18 protein-coding genes are annotated in these 20,420 nt (G+C 60.6%); 6 read left to right on the plus strand and 12 right to left on the minus strand.

The features are described from left to right. Positions 1-2 precede the first annotated feature (2 nt). Complete coding sequence (locus ENGE1_RS00895; protein WP_048253892.1) at positions 3-1,760, minus strand: DEAD/DEAH box helicase; 1,758 nt, start codon at positions 1,758-1,760, stop codon at positions 3-5. Between the two features lie 149 nt (positions 1,761-1,909). On the opposite strand from ENGE1_RS00895, the gene rsuA reads away from it, so the two are divergent. The 3 genes from rsuA (at position 1,910) to ENGE1_RS00910 (ending at position 4,497) form a co-directional block, all read left to right on the plus strand. Next, positions 1,910-2,617 carry a 16S rRNA pseudouridine(516) synthase RsuA gene (gene rsuA / locus ENGE1_RS00900; RefSeq protein ID WP_048253893.1) on the plus strand — a complete coding sequence of 236 codons (708 nt, stop codon included), beginning with the start codon at positions 1,910-1,912 and terminating at the stop codon, positions 2,615-2,617. Between the two features lie 15 nt (positions 2,618-2,632). Next, positions 2,633-3,829, plus strand: coding sequence for a Bcr/CflA family multidrug efflux MFS transporter (locus tag ENGE1_RS00905; RefSeq protein ID WP_048273211.1), 1,197 nt, complete (start codon positions 2,633-2,635; stop codon positions 3,827-3,829). Positions 3,830-4,152: 323 nt separating this feature from the next. Next, on the plus strand, positions 4,153-4,497 hold the full coding sequence (locus tag ENGE1_RS00910; RefSeq protein ID WP_043082814.1) for a YejG family protein: 345 nt from the start codon (positions 4,153-4,155) through the stop codon (positions 4,495-4,497). A gap of 3 nt (positions 4,498-4,500) precedes the next feature. On the opposite strand, the gene yejF is transcribed toward ENGE1_RS00910, so the two are convergent. From yejF to ENGE1_RS00950, 8 genes are all read right to left on the minus strand, one after another. Next, positions 4,501-6,090, minus strand: coding sequence for a microcin C ABC transporter ATP-binding protein YejF (gene yejF, locus ENGE1_RS00915; protein WP_048253895.1), 1,590 nt, complete (start codon positions 6,088-6,090; stop codon positions 4,501-4,503). A 1-nt stretch (position 6,091) separates the two neighbouring features. After that, positions 6,092-7,117 carry a microcin C ABC transporter permease gene (locus tag ENGE1_RS00920; RefSeq protein ID WP_048253896.1) on the minus strand — a complete coding sequence of 342 codons (1,026 nt, stop codon included), beginning with the start codon at positions 7,115-7,117 and terminating at the stop codon, positions 6,092-6,094. After that, the gene (locus ENGE1_RS00925) at positions 7,117-8,211 is read right to left on the minus strand and encodes a microcin C ABC transporter permease YejB (protein ID WP_048253897.1); all 1,095 of its coding nucleotides are present in this window, start codon (positions 8,209-8,211) and stop codon (positions 7,117-7,119) included. Before ENGE1_RS00925 ends, ENGE1_RS00920 begins: the two co-directional genes overlap by 1 nt. A gap of 9 nt (positions 8,212-8,220) precedes the next feature. Continuing rightward, positions 8,221-10,032 carry an extracellular solute-binding protein gene (locus ENGE1_RS00930; RefSeq protein ID WP_048253898.1) on the minus strand — a complete coding sequence of 604 codons (1,812 nt, stop codon included), beginning with the start codon at positions 10,030-10,032 and terminating at the stop codon, positions 8,221-8,223. Positions 10,033-10,224: 192 nt separating this feature from the next. After that, on the minus strand, positions 10,225-10,794 hold the full coding sequence (gene mepS / locus ENGE1_RS00935) for a bifunctional murein DD-endopeptidase/murein LD-carboxypeptidase (protein ID WP_048253899.1): 570 nt from the start codon (positions 10,792-10,794) through the stop codon (positions 10,225-10,227). A gap of 412 nt (positions 10,795-11,206) precedes the next feature. After that, a complete protein-coding gene (locus tag ENGE1_RS00940) occupies positions 11,207-11,911 on the minus strand; it encodes a phosphatase PAP2 family protein (RefSeq protein ID WP_048253900.1) in 705 nt (234 codons plus the stop codon). A gap of 41 nt (positions 11,912-11,952) precedes the next feature. Continuing rightward, entirely contained in the window at positions 11,953-12,930 is a 978-nt protein-coding gene (locus ENGE1_RS00945) for a CobW family GTP-binding protein (RefSeq protein ID WP_045290075.1), read from the minus strand. A gap of 113 nt (positions 12,931-13,043) precedes the next feature. Beyond that, positions 13,044-14,513 (minus strand): mannitol dehydrogenase family protein, encoded by a 1,470-nt coding sequence (locus ENGE1_RS00950; RefSeq protein ID WP_048253901.1) that lies wholly within the window; start codon positions 14,511-14,513, stop codon positions 13,044-13,046. A gap of 207 nt (positions 14,514-14,720) precedes the next feature. Between ENGE1_RS00950 and uxuA the strand changes: the two genes are divergently transcribed. Then, the gene (gene uxuA / locus ENGE1_RS00955) at positions 14,721-15,911 is read left to right on the plus strand and encodes a mannonate dehydratase (protein ID WP_045290077.1); all 1,191 of its coding nucleotides are present in this window, start codon (positions 14,721-14,723) and stop codon (positions 15,909-15,911) included. 73 nt (positions 15,912-15,984) lie between these two features. Here the strand turns inward: uxuA and ENGE1_RS00960 are convergent, their stop codons facing one another. Further along, positions 15,985-17,820 carry a DUF3413 domain-containing protein gene (locus tag ENGE1_RS00960; protein ID WP_225823421.1) on the minus strand — a complete coding sequence of 612 codons (1,836 nt, stop codon included), beginning with the start codon at positions 17,818-17,820 and terminating at the stop codon, positions 15,985-15,987. Between the two features lie 246 nt (positions 17,821-18,066). Next, positions 18,067-18,639, minus strand: coding sequence for an elongation factor P-like protein YeiP (gene yeiP, locus ENGE1_RS00965; protein ID WP_043082827.1), 573 nt, complete (start codon positions 18,637-18,639; stop codon positions 18,067-18,069). A gap of 267 nt (positions 18,640-18,906) precedes the next feature. Here yeiP and ENGE1_RS28220 point away from each other — a divergent pair, with 267 nt between their 5' ends. Beyond that, positions 18,907-19,008 (plus strand): small membrane protein, encoded by a 102-nt coding sequence (locus tag ENGE1_RS28220; protein ID WP_227741776.1) that lies wholly within the window; start codon positions 18,907-18,909, stop codon positions 19,006-19,008. Here the strand turns inward: ENGE1_RS28220 and ENGE1_RS00970 are convergent. Further along, positions 18,977-19,978: a helix-turn-helix domain-containing protein gene (locus ENGE1_RS00970; RefSeq protein WP_048253903.1), complete on the minus strand. Its 1,002-nt coding sequence runs from the start codon at positions 19,976-19,978 to the stop codon at positions 18,977-18,979. The genes ENGE1_RS28220 and ENGE1_RS00970 overlap by 32 nt on opposite strands. A 180-nt stretch (positions 19,979-20,158) precedes the next feature. On the opposite strand from ENGE1_RS00970, the gene ENGE1_RS00975 reads away from it, so the two are divergent. After that, positions 20,159-20,413 carry a YkgJ family cysteine cluster protein gene (locus tag ENGE1_RS00975; protein ID WP_043082828.1) on the plus strand — a complete coding sequence of 85 codons (255 nt, stop codon included), beginning with the start codon at positions 20,159-20,161 and terminating at the stop codon, positions 20,411-20,413. Positions 20,414-20,420 lie beyond the last annotated feature (7 nt).

Here is a 20,420-nt window from a genome sequence, read left to right on the forward strand (position 1 = left end):
GGTTAGCGCAGCTCGTTCGCCCGCCGGAAGCGTCCTTCATAATCAAACACCTTCTCCCGCACCTGCCAGAACTGACCCTTCATGCGGGCCACTACGAAATCCGGATGGCGCAGCAGCGCTTCCTGCGCGCAGATGTCCGCCGCCGTGATCCAGCGCAGCGGCACGCCGGGCGTGCGGGTATGCGGGCGAATAAACAGCAGCTCAAACACCGTACGCTGGGCGGGGGTATGCAGGCGGAAGCGCTCGCTCACCTCGGCGCCGTCCTCATCAAAATAGGTGATTTTCAGCCACGCGCCTTTCTCGTCCGCACCGTGCTGCAGCTGCATCCCGCTGCAGCGCAGCACCAGCGCGTCCTTGAGCTTCAGCGCCGCCTTCAGCATATCGTCGGGATCGACCAGCACCGCATCGCACGCCCGGCAGCGGCGGGCGGCGATATCATTTTCCGCGTTGCACTGCGGGCAGTTTTTAAAGCGAAAGCGGAAATCGCACTGCTCCCGGTGGCCGTCGTCGTCCTCAAGCCAGCCCTGGCAGCGGCGGCCGAAGTGTTCGATCAGCGTGCCGTCGGCGGTGGTTTTGCCCCAGAAGGTGTTGGCGAAGCCGCAGGCGGGGCAGAACACCTGCACCGGTACGTTATCGCTTTTGCCCTTCGGCGCGCCCACCTCCGGCGTGTAGATGTCGTGCGGATTACCGGCATAGTCGAGGATCAGACAGTCGGTTTTCCCCGGCGACAGCCGCAGGCCGCGGCCGACGATCTGCTGATAGAGGCTGACCGACTCGGTGGGGCGCAGGATGGCGATCAGATCGACGTGCGGGGCGTCAAAGCCGGTGGTCAGCACCGAGACGTTGACCAGATAGCGGAAGCGGCGCGCTTTAAAGTCGGCGATGAGCCTGTCGCGTTCGGGGGCCGGCGTTTCGCCGACGATCAGCGCCGCCTCGCCGGCGGGCAGCAGGCCGGTAATCTCCCGGGCGTGCTCGACGGTGGCGGCGAAAATCATCGCCCCCTGGCGGTCCTGCGCCAGCTCGACGATCTGGCTGACGATGTGCGGCGTCACCCGCTGCTGCTTTTTAAGCTCGCGGTTGAGGTCCGCCTCGCTGAACAGGCCGCTGCGCTGGGCCTGCAGGCGGCTGAAGTCGTACTGCACCACCGGCATATCGAGCCGCTCGGGCGGCGTCAGGTAGCCGTGCTTAATCATATAGCGCAGCGGCAGCTCGTAGATGCAGTCGCGAAACAGCGCCTTCTCGCCGCCGCGCACCATGCCGTGATAGTGATACTGGTAGATCCAGCCCTTGCCGAGACGAAAAGGCGTGGCGGTCAGCCCGAGCAGGCGTAAGTGAGGGTTCACCTGCCGCAGGTGGGCGAGGATTTGCTGATACTGGCTGCCGTCATCGTCGCCGATGCGGTGGCACTCATCGACGATCAGCAGCGAAAACTCGCCCTGAAACTCATCGAGCCGGCGGGCCACCGACTGCACGCTGCCGAACACCACCTTGCCGCGGCTCTCTTTACGCTTCAGTCCGGCGGCGTAGATATCCGCCTCCAGCCCGAGGGCCAGATACTTGGCGTGGTTCTGCGCCACCAGCTCTTTGACGTGGGCCAGCACCAACACCCGTCCGCGCGCCAGCCGCGCCAGCTCGGCGATCACCAGGCTTTTTCCGGCGCCGGTGGGCAGGACGATAACCGCAGGCTGGTGGTGCCGGCGGAAGTGGGCGAGGGTGGCGTTGACGGCATCCTGCTGATAGGGGCGAAGCGTAAAAGTCATGAATTCCCGGGTCTGAAAAAGTCTCCGGACAGTATGCCACGATTTTTTTCACTTGAGTGGCATACCGTGGCCGCTATACTTAGCGACCTTACGGCTTTTTTTTCGGGCCAGTCCCGAAACCCGCACTTTTTACAGGCTAAACATATTTCATGCGACTCGATAAGTTTATCGCCCAGCAGCTCGGCGTCAGCCGGGCCATCGCCGGACGCGAGATCCGCGCCACCCGCGTTACCGTGGACGGCGAGGTTATCAAAAGTACCTCTTTTAAACTCCTGCCCGAGCACGAGGTCGCCTATGACGGCAACCCGCTGGCGCAGCAGACCGGGCCGCGCTACTTCATGCTCAACAAGCCGCAGGGCTACGTCTGCTCCACCGACGACCCGGACCATCCGACGGTGCTCTACTTCCTCGATGAACCCGTAGCCCACAAGCTGCACGCGGCGGGCAGACTCGATATCGACACCACCGGGCTGGTGCTGATGACCGACGACGGCCAGTGGTCGCACCGCATTACGTCGCCGCGCCACCACTGCGAAAAAACCTATCTGGTCACCCTGGAGTCGCCGGTCGCAGAGGATACTGCGGATCAGTTCGCCCGCGGCGTACAGCTGCATAACGAAAAAGATCTGACGAAACCTGCGCGGCTTGAGGTCATCACGCCGACCGAAGTGCGCCTGACCATCAGCGAGGGCCGCTACCATCAGGTGAAGCGCATGTTTGCCGCCGTCGGCAACCACGTTGTCGCTCTGCACCGGGAGCGCATCGGCGAAATCGCCCTGGATACCGACCTTGCGCCCGGCGAGTACCGTCCGCTGACCGAAGCCGAGATCGCCAGCGTCGGCCTGCCGCCGCGCTAACCCCAGGAGTTTATTTTGAGCACCCGACAGCGTTCCTCCCTGGCTATCGTCATTATCCTTGGCCTGCTGGCCATGCTGATGCCGCTCTCCATCGACATGTATCTGCCCGCGCTGCCGGTGATCGCCGCCGAGTTTGGCGTGCCGGCGGGCAGCGCGCAGATGACCCTCAGCACCTATATTCTCGGTTTTGCTCTCGGCCAGCTGCTGTACGGCCCGATGGCGGACAGCCTCGGCCGCAAGCCGGTGATTCTTGGCGGAACGCTGGTGTTTGCGGCGGCGGCGATAGCCTGCGCCCTGTCGCAGACGATTGACCACCTGATCGTTATGCGATTTTTCCACGGTCTGGCCGCCGCTGCCGCCAGCGTGGTGATTAACGCCCTGATGCGCGACATCTATCCGAAAGAGGAGTTCTCGCGGATGATGTCCTTCGTGATGCTGGTGACTACCATCGCGCCGCTGGTGGCGCCGATGGCGGGCGGGGCGGTGCTGGTCTGGTTCAGCTGGCACGCCATCTTCTGGATCCTGGCGGGCGCGGCGCTGCTGGTCTCGCTGATGATCCTGTTTCTGATTGATGAAACCCTGCCGGCCGAGCGGCGGCAGAAGTTTCACGTGCTCACCACGCTTGGCAACTTCGCCGCCCTGTTTCGCCACAAGCGGGTGCTCAGCTATATGCTGGCCAGCGGCTTCAGCTTTGCGGGGATGTTCTCGTTTCTCAGCGCCGGGCCGTTTGTTTATATTGATCTCAACCACGTCTCGCCGCAGCATTTTGGCTACTATTTTGCGCTGAATATCGCCTTTCTGTTCGTGATGACTATCATTAACAGCCGCTTCGTGCGGCGGATCGGCGCGCTGAATATGTTCCGCTTCGGGCTGTGGGTGCAGTTTGCCATGGCGCTGTGGATGGTGGTCTGCGCGCTGCTTGACGTCGGCTTCTGGTCGCTGGTGGTCGGGGTAGCGGCGTTCGTTGGCTGCGTCTCACTGGTCTCCTCCAATGCGATGGCGGTGATCCTCGACGAGTTCCCGCACATGGCGGGCACGGCCTCTTCGCTGGCGGGCACCTTCCGCTTTGGCATCGGGGCCATCATCGGCGCGCTGCTTTCGCTTGCGACCTTCAACAGCGCCTGGCCGATGATCCTGTCGATTGCCTTCTGCGCGGCCTGCTCCATCCTCTTCTGCCTCTACGCCAGCCGTCCGCGTAAAGCGCGTGCTTAATCACAAAATCAGGGGCCGCAAGGCCCCTGACTTGATGCATATCAACGACTCATCCATTCCTATTACCGCTCTTTGTTTCTTTTATGTAAAATCGTTGAATCTTAAAGGTCACATTGTTGTAGACAAAAAGGTTGTTTTCGATCACAGAAACGGGTACATATAGCGCGCCGTCCTGATTGCAGGGCAGCTGCAAAATGCTAAAAACGCTTAAATAGCAGCTCAACGCGGTACGGGTTTCTTTCTGGAAGCAGGATGATTTGTCAACAATGTGTTAATCTTGATGTAAAATAATTGTGAAGTCATTTGCTTCTGGGGAAAAGAACGTGAATACAATACAGCTCTCCGTCGTACATCGACTGCCGCAGAGCTATCGCTGGCTGGCAGGTTTCGCAGGTTCGCGCGTTGAACCGATTCCGCAAAACGGGACCGCCTGCGATAACTGCCTTGTGGCGCTTAAGCTGCTGAGTCCGGACGGCGACAGCGCATGGCCGGTGATGGAAACCCTCAGCCAGGCATTAACCGATATTGAAGTCAGCAGCTCGGTGCTGGAGTGCGAGGGCGAACCCTGCCTGTTCGTGAACATGCAGGACGAGTTTGCCGCCACCTGCCGCCTGAAAAACTGCGGCGTCGCCATCGCGGAGCCGTTTTCCGCCAATACGCCTTTCTGATCGTCAGCTCAGAGCAATGAGCTGGCGGGTATACGCCTGCGCGGGCGCGGCAAATATCTGACGACATCCGCCCTGTTCGACGACCTCTCCCTGCCTCAGTACAATCACCTGGTGACACAGCGAGCGCACGACCTGCAGGTCGTGGCTGATAAAGATATAGGATAGCCGGTACCTTTCCTGCAGCGACTTGAGCAGCTGCAGCACCTGCGCCTGCACGGTGCGGTCCAGCGATGACGTCGGCTCATCCAGCACGATCAGCTGCGGCTTAAGGATCAGCGCCCTGGCGATGGCGATGCGCTGGCGCTGGCCGCCGGAAAATTCCGCCGGATAGCGCCAGCGGCTCTGCGGATCGAGCCCCACCTCCTCCATGACCCGCACCACCTCCGCTTCGCGCCCGGCGCTTTTCATCGCGGGCTGATGGACGCGCAGGCCCTCTTCAATGATCTGCAGCACGTTGAGGCGCGGATTCAGCGACGAGTTCGGGTCCTGGAACACCACCTGAATGCGGTGGCGCAGCGGCATCATCTCCCGGCGGCTGCGGTCCTGAATCGCCTCTCCGTCAAAGGTAATGCGGCCCCGGGAGGCGATAAGCCGCAGCAGCGCCAGGCCGGTAGTGCTCTTGCCGGAGCCGGACTCGCCCACCAGGCCCAGCGTCTCGCCCTGCCGGAGGGTAAAGCTGATATTGTTCACCACTCTGTTCTCATCCACCTGCCGGCGCAGAATGCCTTTGCGGACGGGGAAAGCGACCTGCAATTGCTCGACCGCCAGCAGCACCGGGCTGTCCGGCGGCAGCGGCACCGGATCGCCGTCCGGCTCGCTGTTGAGCAGTTTACGGGTATAGGGATGCTGCGGCGCGGCAAACAGCCCCGCGGCGCTATTCTGCTCCACGCAGCGGCCGTCCTGCATCACCGCCACATTATCGGCCAGCCGGCGCACGATGCTCAGGTTGTGGGTGATAAACAGCAGGCCCATATTCAGCTCCCGGCGCAGCTCTCCCAGCAGCGCCAGGATCTGCGCCTGTACCGAGACGTCCAGCGCGGTGGTCGGCTCATCGGCGATCAGCAGCTCCGGGCGGGTCAGCAGGGCCATGGCAATCATCACCCGCTGGCGCTCGCCGCCGGAGAGCTGGTGCGGGTAATCGTTGAGCCGCCGGGCGGCATTGCGGATGCCGACCCGATCGAGGCAGGTGAGGATCTCGCCCCTGGCCGCTTCCCGGCGCATACCGCGGTGCAGGGAGAGCACTTCATACAGCTGCTTTTCGACGCTGTGCAGCGGATTGAGGGAGACCATCGGTTCCTGGAAAATCATTGCGATGCGGTTGCCGCGAATGCCGCGCAGCGTCCGCTCGTCGGCGTGCAGCAGCGGCTGGCCGTGAAAGCGGATATCGCCGGTGGGGTAGCTGACCGGCGGCGCGGGCAGCAGGCGCAGCACCGACAGGGCGGTGACGCTCTTGCCGGAGCCGGATTCGCCCACCAGCGCCAGCGTCTCCCCGGCGGCCACCTGCAGGGAGAGTTCGCTCACCACGGTGCGGCGCTCGCCGCCGGAGCCGAAGGCCACGGAGAGGTTATCTATCGCTAATAACGGATCGCCCATGCTATACCGCCTTGCCCGGATCGAAGGCGTCGCGCACCGCTTCGCCGATAAAAATAAGGAGAGAGAGCAGCACCGCCACCGACAGAAACGCGGCGATACCGAGCCACGGCGCCTGCAGGTTATTCTTCGCCTGCAGCAGCAGTTCCCCCAGCGACGGCGAGCCCAGCGGCAGGCCAAAGCCGAGAAAATCGAGCGAGGTTAGGGTAGTGACCGCGCCGCAGAGAATAAACGGCAGGAAGGTGAGGGTGGCGACCATGGCGTTGGGCAGCATATGGCGGAAAATAATCGCCCGGTCGCTGACCCCCAGCGCCTGTGCGGCGCGGATATAGTCGAAGTTGCGGGTGCGCAGAAACTCCGCGCGCACCACGCCCACCAGCGTCATCCAGCCAAACGCCACGGTGATGGCCAGCAGCCACCAGAAGTCCGGCTGCACCACGCTCGAGAGCATGATAATCAGGAACAGGGTGGGCATCCCGGACCACACTTCGATAATGCGCTGCCCCCACAGGTCTATTTTGCCGCCGTAGTACCCCTGCACCGCCCCGGCCAGCACGCCTATCGCGCTGGAGCAGACCGTCAGCAGCAGGCCGAACAGCAGCGAGATCCGCGTGCCGTAAAGAATGCGCGCCAGCACGTCGCCGCCGTTGGCGTCGGTGCCGAGCCAGTTCTGCGCCGACGGCGGTGACGGGAAGGGGCGGCTGGTGGCGTAGTTAATCGAGCCGGAGCCGAAGCGCACCGGCGCCCACAGCACCCAGCCGTTCTCCTCCAGCCGCTGCTGCAGCCACGGATCCTGATAGTCCGCCGCAGTAGCGAACGGTCCGCCGAAGGTGCGCTCGCTGTAGGTTTTTACCAGCGGGAAGTAGAGCGTGCCGCGATACTCCAGCATCAGCGGCTTCTCGTTAGCGATAAGCTCCGAGCCGAGGCTGGCGAAAAAAATCAGCAGGAACAGCACCAGCGACCAGAAGCCGCGGCGGTTGTGGCGAAAGCGCGCCCAGCGGGCGCGGTTAACGGCGTTGAGGCGAAACATCAGCGGCCCTCAAAATCAATGCGCGGATCGACCAGCGTATAGCTGAGATCGCTGATGATATTCAGCAGCAGCCCCACGAGAGTAAAGATATAGAGCGTGCCGAACATCACCGGATAGTCGCGGGAAACGGTAGCCTCGTAGCCCAGCAGGCCGAGGCCGTTAAGGGAGAACATCACTTCGATCAGCAGCGATCCGGTAAAAAACATGCTGATAAAGGTGGCCGGAAAGCCGGCGATCACCAGCAGCATCGCGTTGCGGAAGATGTGTTTGCGCAGGATATTGCGCTCGCTGACGCCTTTCGCCCGGGCGGTGACCACGTACTGTTTGCGAATTTCATCGAGAAACGAATTCTTGGTCAGCATGGTCAGCGCGGCAAAGCCGCCGATCACCGTCGCCAGCACCGGCAGGGTGATGTGCCACAGGTAGTCGGTGATTTTCTGATACCACGGCAGAGTGTCGAAATTGGCGGAGACCAGCCCGCGCAGCGGGAACAAGTCGTAGTAGCTGCCGCCGGCGAACAGCACGATCAGTACGATGGCGAACAGAAACGCCGGGATAGCGTAGCCGATGATAATCAGGGCGCTGCTCCAGATATCGAAGCGGCTGCCGTTGCGCACCGCCTTGCGGATGCCGAGCGGGATCGACACCAGGTAGATAATCAGCGTGCTCCACAGCCCCAGGGTTATCGACACCGGCAGGCTGTCCTTAATCAGCTGCAGCACCGAGGCGCTGCGGAACAGGCTGTCGCCGAAGTCGAAGCGCAGATAGTTCCACAGCAGGCTGAAGTAGCGCTCGTGCAGCGGCTTGTCGAAACCGTAGCGCCGGGTTATCTCGGCGATCACTTCCGGATCGAGCCCGCGGCCGCCGCGATAGTGTCCTTCGCTGATGTTGTTCGCACCGGGGCGGGCGTGGGAGGCGCCCATCCCGGCATCGCCGCCGCCGGGCAGCGTGCCGCCGGGGCCAAATTCGATGGCGGCAATCGCCTGATCGACCGGACCGCCCGGGGCGACCTGCACCACGAAAAAGTTAATGGTGATGATCGCCCACAGCGTCGGGATCACCAGCAGCAGTCGGCGGATCAGATACGCGCCCATTTCAGCTCCTTATCGCCTGTCCGCCGGCAGCTTCGCCGCTTTGTTGACGTCGTACCACCAGTTGTCGAAGCCCAGGGTATACACCGGGCGCACCGCCGGACGGGAGAACTTGTCCCAGTACGCCACCCGGTCGGTGGCCATATACCACATCGGCAATTGATAGTAGTTCCAGGTCAGGACCCGATCCAGCGCCCGGGCCAGCGGCAGCAGCTTCGGCTTATTGCCCTCATTGCGGATCATCTGCGCCAGCAGGCTATCGATAACCGGGCTCTGCACGCCCGGCCCGTTATACGAGGAGTTGATATACTGCGAGCCCCAGGCAATCTGCAGATCGCCGCCGCTCGGCCACAGCACGGCGCGCCAGGGCCGGGGCATCATGTCGTAATCCCGGCTGCGCAGGCGGCTGGTGGCCTGCGAGTTATCCACCTGGCGAATGTCCATCCTGACGCCGATACGCTGCAGATTGTGCTGGAACGGGATCACCCACTGGCTGTTGGCGGAAGAGGGCAGCAGCAGCTCGAAGCGCAGCGGCAGGCCGGTTCTGGCGTTGACCCGCTGCTGGCCCTTCAGCACCCAGCCGGCGGCGGTCAGCAGGCGGTCGGCCTTCAGCAGATTTTCGCGGTCAAAACCGCCGCCGTCAGACGCGGGCGGCCGCCAGGCAGCGGTAAACACCTCCGGCGGCAGCGCCTTTTTCATCGGCGTCAGCAGCGCCAGCTCGTCGGCGTCGGGAAGCCCGCGGGCCGCGTATTCGCTATTCTGAAAATAGCTGTTGGCCCGGCTGTAGGCGCCGTAAAACAGGGCCTTGTTCATCCACTCAAAATCGAAGGCGAGGGTGACCGCTTCGCGCACCGCGCGATCGGCAAAGACCGGGCGCTGGATATTAAAGGCCAGCCACTGGGTATCCTGGGCTGAGCTGTTCTTCTCTTCCTCCTTCACGATATAGCCGCTGGTGAAGTTGCGCCCGAGGTAGCGGGTGGCCCAGTTTTTGGTGCTGGTTTCGCTGCGGAAGTCGACGGCCCCGGCCTTGAAGGCCTCGAAGGCGACGTTATCGTCGAGGTAGTAGTCGTAGCGGATGGTGTCGAAGTTCCAGCGCCCGCGGTTCACCGGCAGATTTGCCGCCCAGTAGTCCTTCACCCGGGAGTAGACCACGTACTGCCCCATGCGCCAGGCGCTGATTTTATAGGGACCGCCGGCCAGCGGCGGCGCCGAGAGCGGCTCGTCGAAGCGGCGGTGGAGCCAGAATTTTTTCGGCATCACCGGCAGCGAGAAGAGGCTTAGCATATCCTCTTTGCCCGGCTTGGCCAGGTCGATGCGCACCATCAGCGGCGCCACGGCCTTCATGGTGGTGCCTTTATAGATCAGGCGAAACTGGGGGACGCCTTCGGTCATAAACTTGTGGAAGCTCCAGGCAACGTCCTCGGCGGTCACCGGGCTGCCGTCGTGAAAGCGCGCCCGGGGATTAATCGTGACCTCTGCCCAGGAAAAGTCGCTGGCGTAGCGCACGCCTTCGGCGATCAGCGGGTAGTAGCTGCCGGGCTCGTCGTCGGAGGTAGTAAACAGTGAATCGTAGAGCTGGTCGGTGCGCACCGCCGCATTGCCGCGCATTGCATAGCGGTTGAAGTTATCGAAGGTACCGATGGCCGCCAGCGTGACCCTGCCGCCCTTGGGAGCGTCGGGATTGACGTAGTCAAAGTGGTCGAAGCCCGGGGCGTATTTCGGCTCGCCGATGGCGGCAAAGGCGCTGCTCTCTTTTATGGTTTGCGCCCGAACGCCCGCGCTGCCGAGCGCCAGGCACAGAAGCGCAATCAGTACTGCTCTCACCCGTATCAATCCTTCTGCGTCCCGCTGCGGGTTACTGTCATCAGGGCATAATAGGGGAGTCGCGGGCAGTTGTGAATCGCAGATGCGTAAGAGAAGGGCGGCAGTGTGTAAATAAAAAAAGCACCGCTGGCGGTGCTTTATGACACGGGCTGCTAATCAAGGGCGGTCAGCAGGCTGTAGTATCAGAAGGTATTACGAACGACCCAGTACACGGCGCGCTTCGTTATAGCGCTTGTTCCAGTAGGGTTCGCTCAGGTTCGAGATGGTCACACCGCTGCTGGTGGACGCATGAACAAACTGATTGTTGCCGATGTAAATGCCGACGTGACGGCCCGTGGAGCCGGCGCGGAACAGCACCAGATCGCCGGTGCGCAGCTTGCTTCGCGAAATGGACTTGCCCATTTCCTGCTGTTCATACGTCGAGCGCGGGAGTTCCATTCCAAACTGTTCGCGGAAGGTGCGCTGTACGAACGCGGAGCAGTCAATACCGCGCTTCGTTTCGCCGCCAAGGCGGTAACGCACGCCTTTCCAGCTAGCGTATTGCTCCATCAGACGTGATTTAACATCGAGGTTACGCACCATGGATTCGAATTCATCCTGAGAGGCTTGCAGTGAGGAAGGGTCTTCCATACCCACACCATGCGTCTCAGAATGCATATTTCTTGCGTTATTGGTTGTGCTACATGCAGAAAGCAGAACCGCGACTGCTACAGCGGGGACAGCCCGCAGGATATATCTCAAAAGTGGTTGAGATTTGACCATTATGTTTATTTTCCCTTGAAGTCCTTAACGAAAAAATCGTTACGAAAATGCCGAACGTGACGAGACTAAATACCTGCCCAAAATGAGACAATTCCTGACTTTCAAATCTGTGGCGTAACGCACAAATTTAATCACGATTCAGGCCAGTTATCCCTGACTGAGCAAAACGAGATTGAGATTACCCTATCAGTACCGCGCTAGCCAGCGGTTTTCGGCTTTTTTTTATAAGAAATAGTGATAGGAAAAGTTACAGCCTGAAAATGCCTTTTTGAGCCGACATGCGCGCTGATAAAGTCGCCAATTTGCTCATTTTACAGTGGATTTTACAAACAGCTTTAAACGTAGCGTTGTGCAGAATAATTGCAGGGAGCATGAACGCTCCCTGAGAAGGGCAAAAATACTTCGCGAAAGCTTATTTTTTGTTAACTGAATGGGGTAAATAGCGGTCGAAAAGGGCCACTATCCTATCGCTGAGCGGGGTCATTAACACCCACGGAATGCCTATCAGAATGGCGCTTACTGAGCCGACGGCAATATCGGTAAACCAGTGGGCGCCGATCATCACCCGCGGAAAGGCAAAGACCACAAAGATTATCAGCGCCAGCGCGAATGCCCGGCGGTCAAAATAGCGCCACATGAAGCTGGCAAATATCAGCAGCATCATCCCGTGATCGCCGGGAAAACTGTCCCGTGAGGCGTCTTTTGTTGAAAAATTAATCAGGTCGCTGACCCGATAAATATCGCTAAAAAAGAGCGTCGGACTGGCGCGCTTGACCGGCATCAGGTGCTGAGCAAGCTGATTAATGACCACTGCCGCCAGCAGCATCACCAGGCCGATGATCAGGATGCGGCGGCGTCCGTCGCTGTCCTCCTTCAGCCAGTAGCCCAGCATCAGGCAGCCCATCGCCAGCAGCGAGCAGCCGTCGAAGGCGCGGTTATTGGTGATGGCCAGAAACCAAGCCCAGGCGCGGCTGTCCGCCAGATGGTGATTGAAAAAGTGGAAAATAGCGGAATCAAGCGTAAACCAGGCGCCGTGGTTTGCCGGCAGATACCAGCTGAGAAACAGGCACAGGCCGGCGGCGTTGAGCAGTAAAATGCGCGGAAGACGAGTTTTCATAGAACCATCACGTTAAAAATATCCTTGTGAACATAGTGCCGTCAGGGTAAACGGAGCTTCAACAGAGTTGACTGTAGCGCATTCCAGTCAACTTCGCCGTCGTTAATCAGCTCAATGCGGCTATCCGGCGGCGGCGCGGGCTGGGTTTCAATATGCAGATCCAGGCCCTGGCGGTTGATGCGCACCAACCCTTCGGCAATACGCATCACGCCTTTAACCCTCGATACCGGCGCCAGCCGCGCCCACTCCAGCAGGCCGACGGTATCAAACTGCGTATCGGCGTCGAAAATCCAGCCGCAGGCCTGATAGCCCTGGCCGCTGTTGACGCTGCGCCGCCAGCGCTGGTGGCCGGGAAGGTTCAGCGCCGCCAGTCCGCGCGCTGGCGCATGGCTGTGGCTGTGGGCCGCGCTGGCGGAAAGCTGCGCGGTATTGCGGCGCGGGGCGTCCAGCAGGGAGGCATCGATGTTGCCCTGGGTGGTCTCCAGGCGTCGGCGATCGCCGCCGTTCGCCTGCCACCAGGCGGCGAACGCCCGCCGGCTTTCGGGCGTCGCCCGGTCGGTTTTATTGGCGATGATAATATCGGCGGCCGCCAGCTGGTCGCGGAAATTCTCGTCCTCAACGATTTTCTCATCCAGCAGCTGGCGCGGATCGAGCAGACAGAAGGTGGCCCGCAGATCGAGCCACGGTTCGTACACCGGCGCGGTCAGCATATCGAGGATCTGCTTCGGATGGCCGAGCCCGGTAGGTTCAATCAGCAGACGATCGGGCTTGCCCTGGCGCAGCAGCGTATTCAGCCCGACCTGCATCGGCAGGCCGTTAACGCAGCACATGCAGCCGCCGGGGATCTCTTTCAGCAGTGCGCCGCTGTCCGCCAGCAGGGCGCCGTCAATCCCCACTTCGCCAAACTCATTGACCAGCACCGCCCACTTCTCATGGGCGGGTTTATTGGCCAGCAGATGCAGAATGGAGGTGGTTTTACCGCTACCGAGAAAGCCGGTGATCAAATTGGTGAGTGTCACGTTCGCTCCAAATCAGGAAAAGAGAGACAGCGGGTATCCTGACGAAAAAAACGCGAAAAGAGAAGGGCGGACGCGAACGGCCGCGGAGGCCGCCCGCTTAAACGCAATAATGGTTAATCCTCGAGGGTCAGACGCAGCGCCTCGCGGGCGCCGTGGCGGGAGAGGCGATCCCACGCCTGCTGTACAGCGGCGACAAACGGCGCACTGGCGGGCAGAGAGCGGCCGAAGATTTCGCTCAGCGCTAGCAGCGCGCGCGGGCGGTCGTTTTCGCTGCTGGTGGCGACGATAGCGCTGAACTTATCGCTGAGGGGATCTTTCACCTCAATGGGCGCGCCGGCGTCGTCAACGCCGCTGACGTAGCGCATCCAGCCGGCGACGCCGAGCGCCAGCAGCGGCCAGCGGCTTTCGCGCTCAAGGTGCGTGCGGATGCTATCGAGCATGCGCTGGGGCAGCTTCTGGCTGCCGTCCATGGCGATTTGCCAGGTGCGGTGCTTCAGCGCCGGATTGCTGAAGCGCGCAATCAGGCTGTCGGCATAGGCCCGCAGGTCAACGCCGGTGATGCGCAGCGTCGGGGCCTGCTCCTGCATCATCAGCCGCTCTGCCGCGCGGCGGAACAGCGGGTCAGCCATGCAGTCGCTGATGTACTGATATCCCGCCAGATAGCCGAGGTAGGCCAGGAATGAGTGGCTGCCGTTAAGCATCCGCAGCTTCATCTGCTCCCAGGGCAGCACGTCGTCCACCATCTGCACGCCCGCCGCCTCCCACGCCGGGCGGCCAGCGACAAAGTTATCTTCGATAACCCACTGAATAAACGGCTCGCAGCTGATGGCGCACGGATCGGCGACGCCGCCCAGCGCGTCGGCAATCTCCGCCAGCGAGGCTTCCGTCGCTGCCGGCACTATCCTGTCCACCATCGTTGCGGGGAAGCTGACGCTTTCGGCGATCCACGCCGCCAGCGCCGGGGAGCGCTTCTCCGCCAGGCCGAGAACGGCATTCTTCACCACGTGGCCGTTGTCCGGAATATTGTCGCAGGAGAGCACGGTAAACGGCGGCAGACCGCGCTGACGGCGGCGGTGCAGGGCCTCGACCAGGATCCCCGGCGCCGAGGTCGGCTCATCAGGATGCTGCAGATCGTGGGCGATCCCCGGATGATTCAGATCCAGCCTGCCGCTCGCCGGATCGATGCAGTAGCCTTTTTCGGTAATGGTCAGCGAGGCGATCGCCACCTGCGGCTCGCAGAACTTCTCAATAATTGCCGCCAGCGAGTCGAGCCGGGCATTCAGGCACTCGCGCACCGCGCCAATCACGATCGGCCGGTTGCCGTCGGCGCCCTTCTCCAGCACGGTATATAAATGATCCTGGGCGCGGAGCTGCTGCATCAGCACGTCGCCGCTGAACAGGCTGATTTCGCAGATGCCCCAGTCGCCGCCCCGGTCATTAAGTACCCGATCCGTCAGCAGCGCCTGGTGCGCCCGGTGAAAGGCGCCAAAGCCGAGGTGGACAATGCGCGACCGCAGCCGGCTGCGATCGTAGCGGGGCAATTCAACGAGATCCGGTAGCACGCTGGTAGCGATATTCTTCATCTATTTAAACACCTGTTTAACCATCAATTAACAGAATGCAGTGTAAAGTTATATGACAGCAATTTAAATTGGTAAGCCGTATTTATAGCGGGACTGTGAGCTGGATCAATCAATGAAGGGGCCATTGTTGACCGCCAGGGGGAAGCCTGTATGGTAGTCCTCATTATCTCGACCTATATTGGTATAACAAGTTAAGAAGGTGAAGCAATGGAACAAACATGGCGTTGGTATGGTCCTAACGATCCGGTTTCCCTGGATGATGTCCGTCAGGCTGGCGCAACGGGTGTGGTCACCGCGCTGCACCACATCCCTAACGGCCAGGTGTGGCCGGTAGAAGAGATTGAGGCCCGCAAAGCGCTGCTGGCGGAGAAGGGCCTGACCTGGTCCGTAGTAGAGAGCATCCCGGTTCACGAAGAGATCAAAACCCATTCGGGCAACTGGCAGACCTGGATTGCCAACTACCAGCAGAGCATTCGCAACCTGGCGGCCTGCGGTATTGATACCGTCTGCTACAACTTTATGCCGATCCTCGACTGGACCCGCACCGACCTGGGCTACACGCTGCCGGACGGTTCAAAAGCGCTGCGCTTCGATCAGATTGCCTTTGCCGCCTTCGAAGTACACATCCTCAAGCGCGCCGGCGCCGAGGCCGACTACAGCGACGAAGAGCTGAGCCAGGCGCAGGCCTATTTCAATGCGATGACCGGGGACGATATTGAGAAACTGACCCGCACCATTATCGCCGGCCTGCCGGGCGCGGAAGAGGGCTATACCCTCGACCAGTTCCGCCAGCGCCTGGCCGAATATGACCACATCAGCAAAGAGCAGCTGCGCGAAAATATGGCGGTATTCCTGCGCGCAATCGTACCGGTGGCCGAAGAAGTCGGCGTGCGCCTGGCGATTCACCCGGACGATCCGCCGCGCCCGATCCTCGGCCTGCCGCGCATCGTCTCCACCATTGAAGACATGCAGTGGATGAAGGAGACCGTAGACAGCATCTACAACGGCTTCACCATGTGCACCGGCTCCTACGGCGTGCGCGCCGACAACGACCTGGTGAAAATGATCCACACCTTCGGCGACCGCATTCACTTTACCCACCTGCGCGCCACCTGCCGGGAAGAGAACCCGAAGACCTTCCACGAAGGTTCTCACCTTAGCGGCGACGTCAACATGGTGGCGGTAGTGGACGCGGTGCTGGCGGAGGAGCTGCGCCGCAAGAGCGCCGGCGACCTGCGTCCGATCCCGTTCCGTCCGGATCACGGCCACCAGATGCTCGACGATCTGAAGAAAAAGACCAACCCCGGCTACTCGGCCATCGGCCGCCTGAAGGGGATGGCGGAAGTGCGCGGCGTTGAGCTGGCGCTGAAGATGACGAAATATCCGGAACTGCTGTAGCGTTTAGCGAAGCCTGACGCTTTGTCCGCAGTCTGAGGCCAGCCCGGGAGGGCTGGCCTTTTTACTTATAACACTACCGATAAAAGCGCGACATCTCTTCCATCGCCTGGCGCAGCGCCTCTTTGTTCGCCGGACGTCCCAGCGGCTGCAGGGTCGGCGTCAGGTTGGTCTGCATGCCGTCCGGGGTGACGACATCCAGCTCATTGGGCGACACGATGGCGTAGTTATAGTAGCTGCCGACGATCAGGTGACGCGGCTGGCTGTCCGGGGTCAGCAGATCGCGGCCAACGCTGTAGTCGCGCATCGGCGTAGTGACGCCCAGCGCCCGGGTCATCAGCGTTGGAATCACGTCCAGATGCGAGGTGCGGTAGTCAATATCGCGCGCTGCCATGCCCGGCCAGCGGATAAACAGCGGGACATGTACCTGCGTCTGGCTGAAGTTGCTGCCGTGCCCCCAGTAGTTCTGGTGGTTATCGTTAAACTCCTCGCCGTGATCGGTGGTCACCACCACGATAGTGTTATCGTCCAGCCCCTGCTGCTTCAGCTTCGCCAGCACTTCGCCGATCAGCGCATCGTCGTACAGCAGCACGTTGCGGTAGCGGTTGTGGTACGGCGTCGGGTCGAAAGCGTTATCCAGCATGATGTGGTCCACGCGCTCCCAGTAGGGGCGGAACGGCGTCTGCATCGTGTCCGGATGCAGATCGTAGCCGTGTACCGCGTCGTAAAACAGGAAGCCAAAGAACGGGCGCCCGGCGTCGCGGCTGTCGAGGAACTGCTTGAAGTCGTCGGTAATGCGTCGGTCGCGGGTGGCCTGATCTTTGCCGGGGGTGGTGACCCGCAGATTCTCAATGCCGGAAAAGACCGTGCGGTCAAACGGCGGATGATCCAGCGCCGCCGAGCCAAGGATGGCGAACTGATAGCGGTTATCCGCCAGCAGCTGCATCATCGCCGGACGGCGGCCGCTGCTTTTCGCCGACGTAAAGTAGGTGGCCGGGATGCTGTAGAACAGGCTGAAAATGCCCGCCTGCGTGGAATTGCCGCCGCTCTCGTGCTGCATGAAGCGCAGCGACTGGCGGGCAAAGTCGCTGATGTGCGGCGTGGCGGCGCCGATGGCATCGTCAAAGCGCCAGGCGTCAATCATCACAAACAGAATGTTCATCGGCTTCGCGGGCGGCGCTGCCGCAATCGCTGACAGCGGGTAGTGAAAATGGCCGTCCGGAATATGATTCAGCTTGCTCGCCCGGCGGCGCTCCGCGTCGACTTTCGCCGCATCAACCAGCCCCCAGCGGATCAGCGTATCTTTCGCCGTCAGCGGGTAGTAGAGCGGGAAGGTATCGCTGTAGTTGGGGATAACCCGGTGATAGTTGGCGTCCTCCCAGGCGTGGATGCTCTGGCTGCCGATAAGCGCCAGCAGAATAATCGCGTAGCCGCCGCCGGTGATGCGGCGGCTGAACTGCGGCCGGGCGGCAAGCCAGCCGAAGATGCCCAGCGCAGCGGCCAGCAGAACCGCAACCGTGATGGCAATAAGCCAGGTAAGCCAGGAGAACTCGATGGTATCGCCGCCGCTAAAGAACAGGGTAAAGACGAAGCCGTTAAGGTGAAAGCGGAACTGTTCAAAGACCTGGGTATCTACCGCCAGCAGCACGGCAATGGCCAGCCCCAGCACCGTACACAGCAGGCGAAACAGCAGCCGGGGCAATACCAGCAGAGGCAGCGTTATCAACATGCTGGCGATCGCAAATAGCCCGAACCAGCCGATTTGCGTCAGCACCAGGTAGAGCGCCGCCAGATGGTTGCCGGGCGGTATTTTCAGCCACGGCCAGTAGATCAGTCCAATAAGCATAAACAGCGCGGCGGACAGGAGCCAGAAACGCAGTGTCCAGCGCTGATTGGCCCGCACGCGGACCATAAAAGGGGAATTCCACATAGTCGTTATAGTATCAAGAGTGAGAAACGAATGACGTCGCAGGCGATAGCATCCGGCTAGTTTACCCGGGCAGGGGCGAATTGAGTGTAGTCAACGGTGCTCAATAGTTTCAGAAAAAAGCGGTGAACGAAATGCGTTTCGCTGTGGATGAGAGGAAAAAGCGTGTCCGGATGTGAATGTCGGTAAGTGAGATTAACGGGGACGGCGGAAACCGTCCCCGGGCGCTGATTAATCAGCACGTCCCATGTAGCGCTTCTCTTCGATATGGATGCGGATCTTCTCGCCGGCGCTCAGGTATTCCGGCACCTGCACCACCAGGCCGGTGGTCAGGGTCGCCGGCTTGTTGCGGGCGGACGCCGAGGCGCCCTTGATGCCCGGCGCCGTTTCGACGATCTCCAGATCGACAGTCTGCGGCAGTTCGAGCGCCAGCAGCTGGCCGTCCCACAGCAGTACCTGCATATCCGGCATGCCGCCTTCCGGAATAAACTGCAGCTCTTCTTCGATCTGCTCTTTATTAAAGGTGTACGGGGTGTAGTCCTCTTTATCCATAAAGACGTACTCGTTGCCGTCAATATAGGAGAAATCAACGAAGCGGCGGTTCAGGGTCACGGTATCGACAATGTCGTCGCCTTTAAAGCGCTCTTCCACCTTCAGGCCGGTGCGCACGTCGGAAAAGCGCATCTTGTACAGCGTCGCCGCACCGCGGGCGCTCGGTGACTGAATATCAATATCTTTTACAATCAGCAGTTTGCCGTTGTAATTCAGCACCATACCTTTCTTAATTTCATTCGCTCTTGGCATTGCGGTAATCCTGTTATATCGCAGTCAAAAAATATGGCGTCAAACTACCCGCGCCGGGGCATTCAGGCAAGCGGTTTTGCCAAAAGATGACAGGCCTCGCACGTTAAGGCTGCGTATGCGCTGAGGGGCAGAGAACAGCATTGAGGCCAGCCGGACTTCTCTCGCCGGCGGCAGGCCTTATCATAATAACCACATAATAACGGCGTTTTTCTTTTCCCCTGCCACTATTAGACGAGCGTAACAATGAATACCATCGCAATATTGTTAATGGCTGTCGCCGTTCTACTGCTGGGCATCTCCCTTTACTGCTTATTTAGCTACATCAAAGAGCGGCGCGTCAGGCGCTTCCATTCGTTCCGACGACGCTAGGCGAACCACCCAGCTGGTGATAATTGTCGCGCCAGACTTTTGGCGCGACGCGATATTTCTCGCGAAAGTGCTTGCTGAATAGCGGATGGCTGACGTAGCCGCACAGCCACGAGATCTGCTCCAGCCGCAGCCGGGCATTGCCTTCCAGCATTTCGCGCGCCGCTTCCAGGCGTACGCTTTTGATCTGCGCCATGACCGAGGTCCGCTGCTCGCTAAAGGCTCTGTCGAGGTTGGCTCTGGAGCAGCCCAGCAGCCGGGTAATCGCATCCGGGCACAGGTCGTGCTGACGGTAGTGCTGGCGGATCAGCGCCCCGGCGGCATTGTACAGATGGCTGAGTTTACCGCTGGCGCTAAGGCCGCGTTCGCGGGCGAGATCCGCGAGCACCATCGCTGCCATGGCGTGCAGCCCGTCGACGACGATAGCCATCTCCTTTTTGGCAAGCGCCGCCGACTGCGCGTCCAGTAACAGCATGTGGGCCTTCATGAAGGCGGCGAGCGGATGCTTTTCCAGCGACACGACAGGCGCCGGGAGCTTGCCATCAAAGACCGACGTCATTTTGTTACTGACCGGCAGGATATAGAGCTGCTTCACATCATTGCAGCGGTAGTGATAATAATCGCTGCGCTGGTGAACAATCAGCATACCCGGATTCACTTCGGCCACCGCGCTCTTTTTGCGCCCGGCGATGTGCTGATTGCCCGCGACCAGCAGTGAGATATACATTGAGGATTCCGGCGCTTTGTGCGGATCGTAGATGGTCTCGTTTTGCGAGCCCAGCGCGCTGCAGAAGTCGCCGTGAACGCCCGAGATTGTCGTATGGCGGGCGATTATCTGCTCCGGGCGGCGATTGTTGACAACCTCGATGCCGTAACAGCTGAGGTTTTGCGCAATCTTCTGATAGCGCGCCTCCGGGGCGATATCCGCAGCGTCCAGGGTATGCGAAACATAGAGCTCACGGGGTCTGGGCATGGCTGTCTCCTGCGATGATGCGGGCTGTTGTGTTGTCTATTTATTCGGCGATTATAAGATTATTCCTAATAAAAAATAGTCAGGCGAGCAGTTTTTTTATTCAGCCGGCGGTTAGCGCCGGCGGCGGGCGCTGCTACAATGCGGACTGTTATTTCCCGGGCAATCCCAGAAGAGGTCCTGATGGAGTGTCGTGCCGACTGCGGGGCCTGCTGTGTTGCCCCTTCAATTTCCAGCCCCATACCCGGTATGCCGCAGGGCAAGCCCGCCAACGTTCGCTGCGTGCAGCTTTCGGACGATAATCTGTGCAAGATTTTTGGCTCCAGCCTGCGCCCGGCGGTCTGCGGCGGGCTGAAGCCGTCTGCGGAGATGTGCCAGGGCAGCCGCCGTGAGGCGATGGACTACCTGATCCACCTGGAGCGGCTGACGTCAGCATAAGGAGCAA

It is taken from the genome of Pluralibacter gergoviae ATCC 33028 = NBRC 105706 (assembly GCF_001598855.1).
GTDB lineage: Bacteria > Pseudomonadota > Gammaproteobacteria > Enterobacterales > Enterobacteriaceae > Pluralibacter > Pluralibacter gergoviae.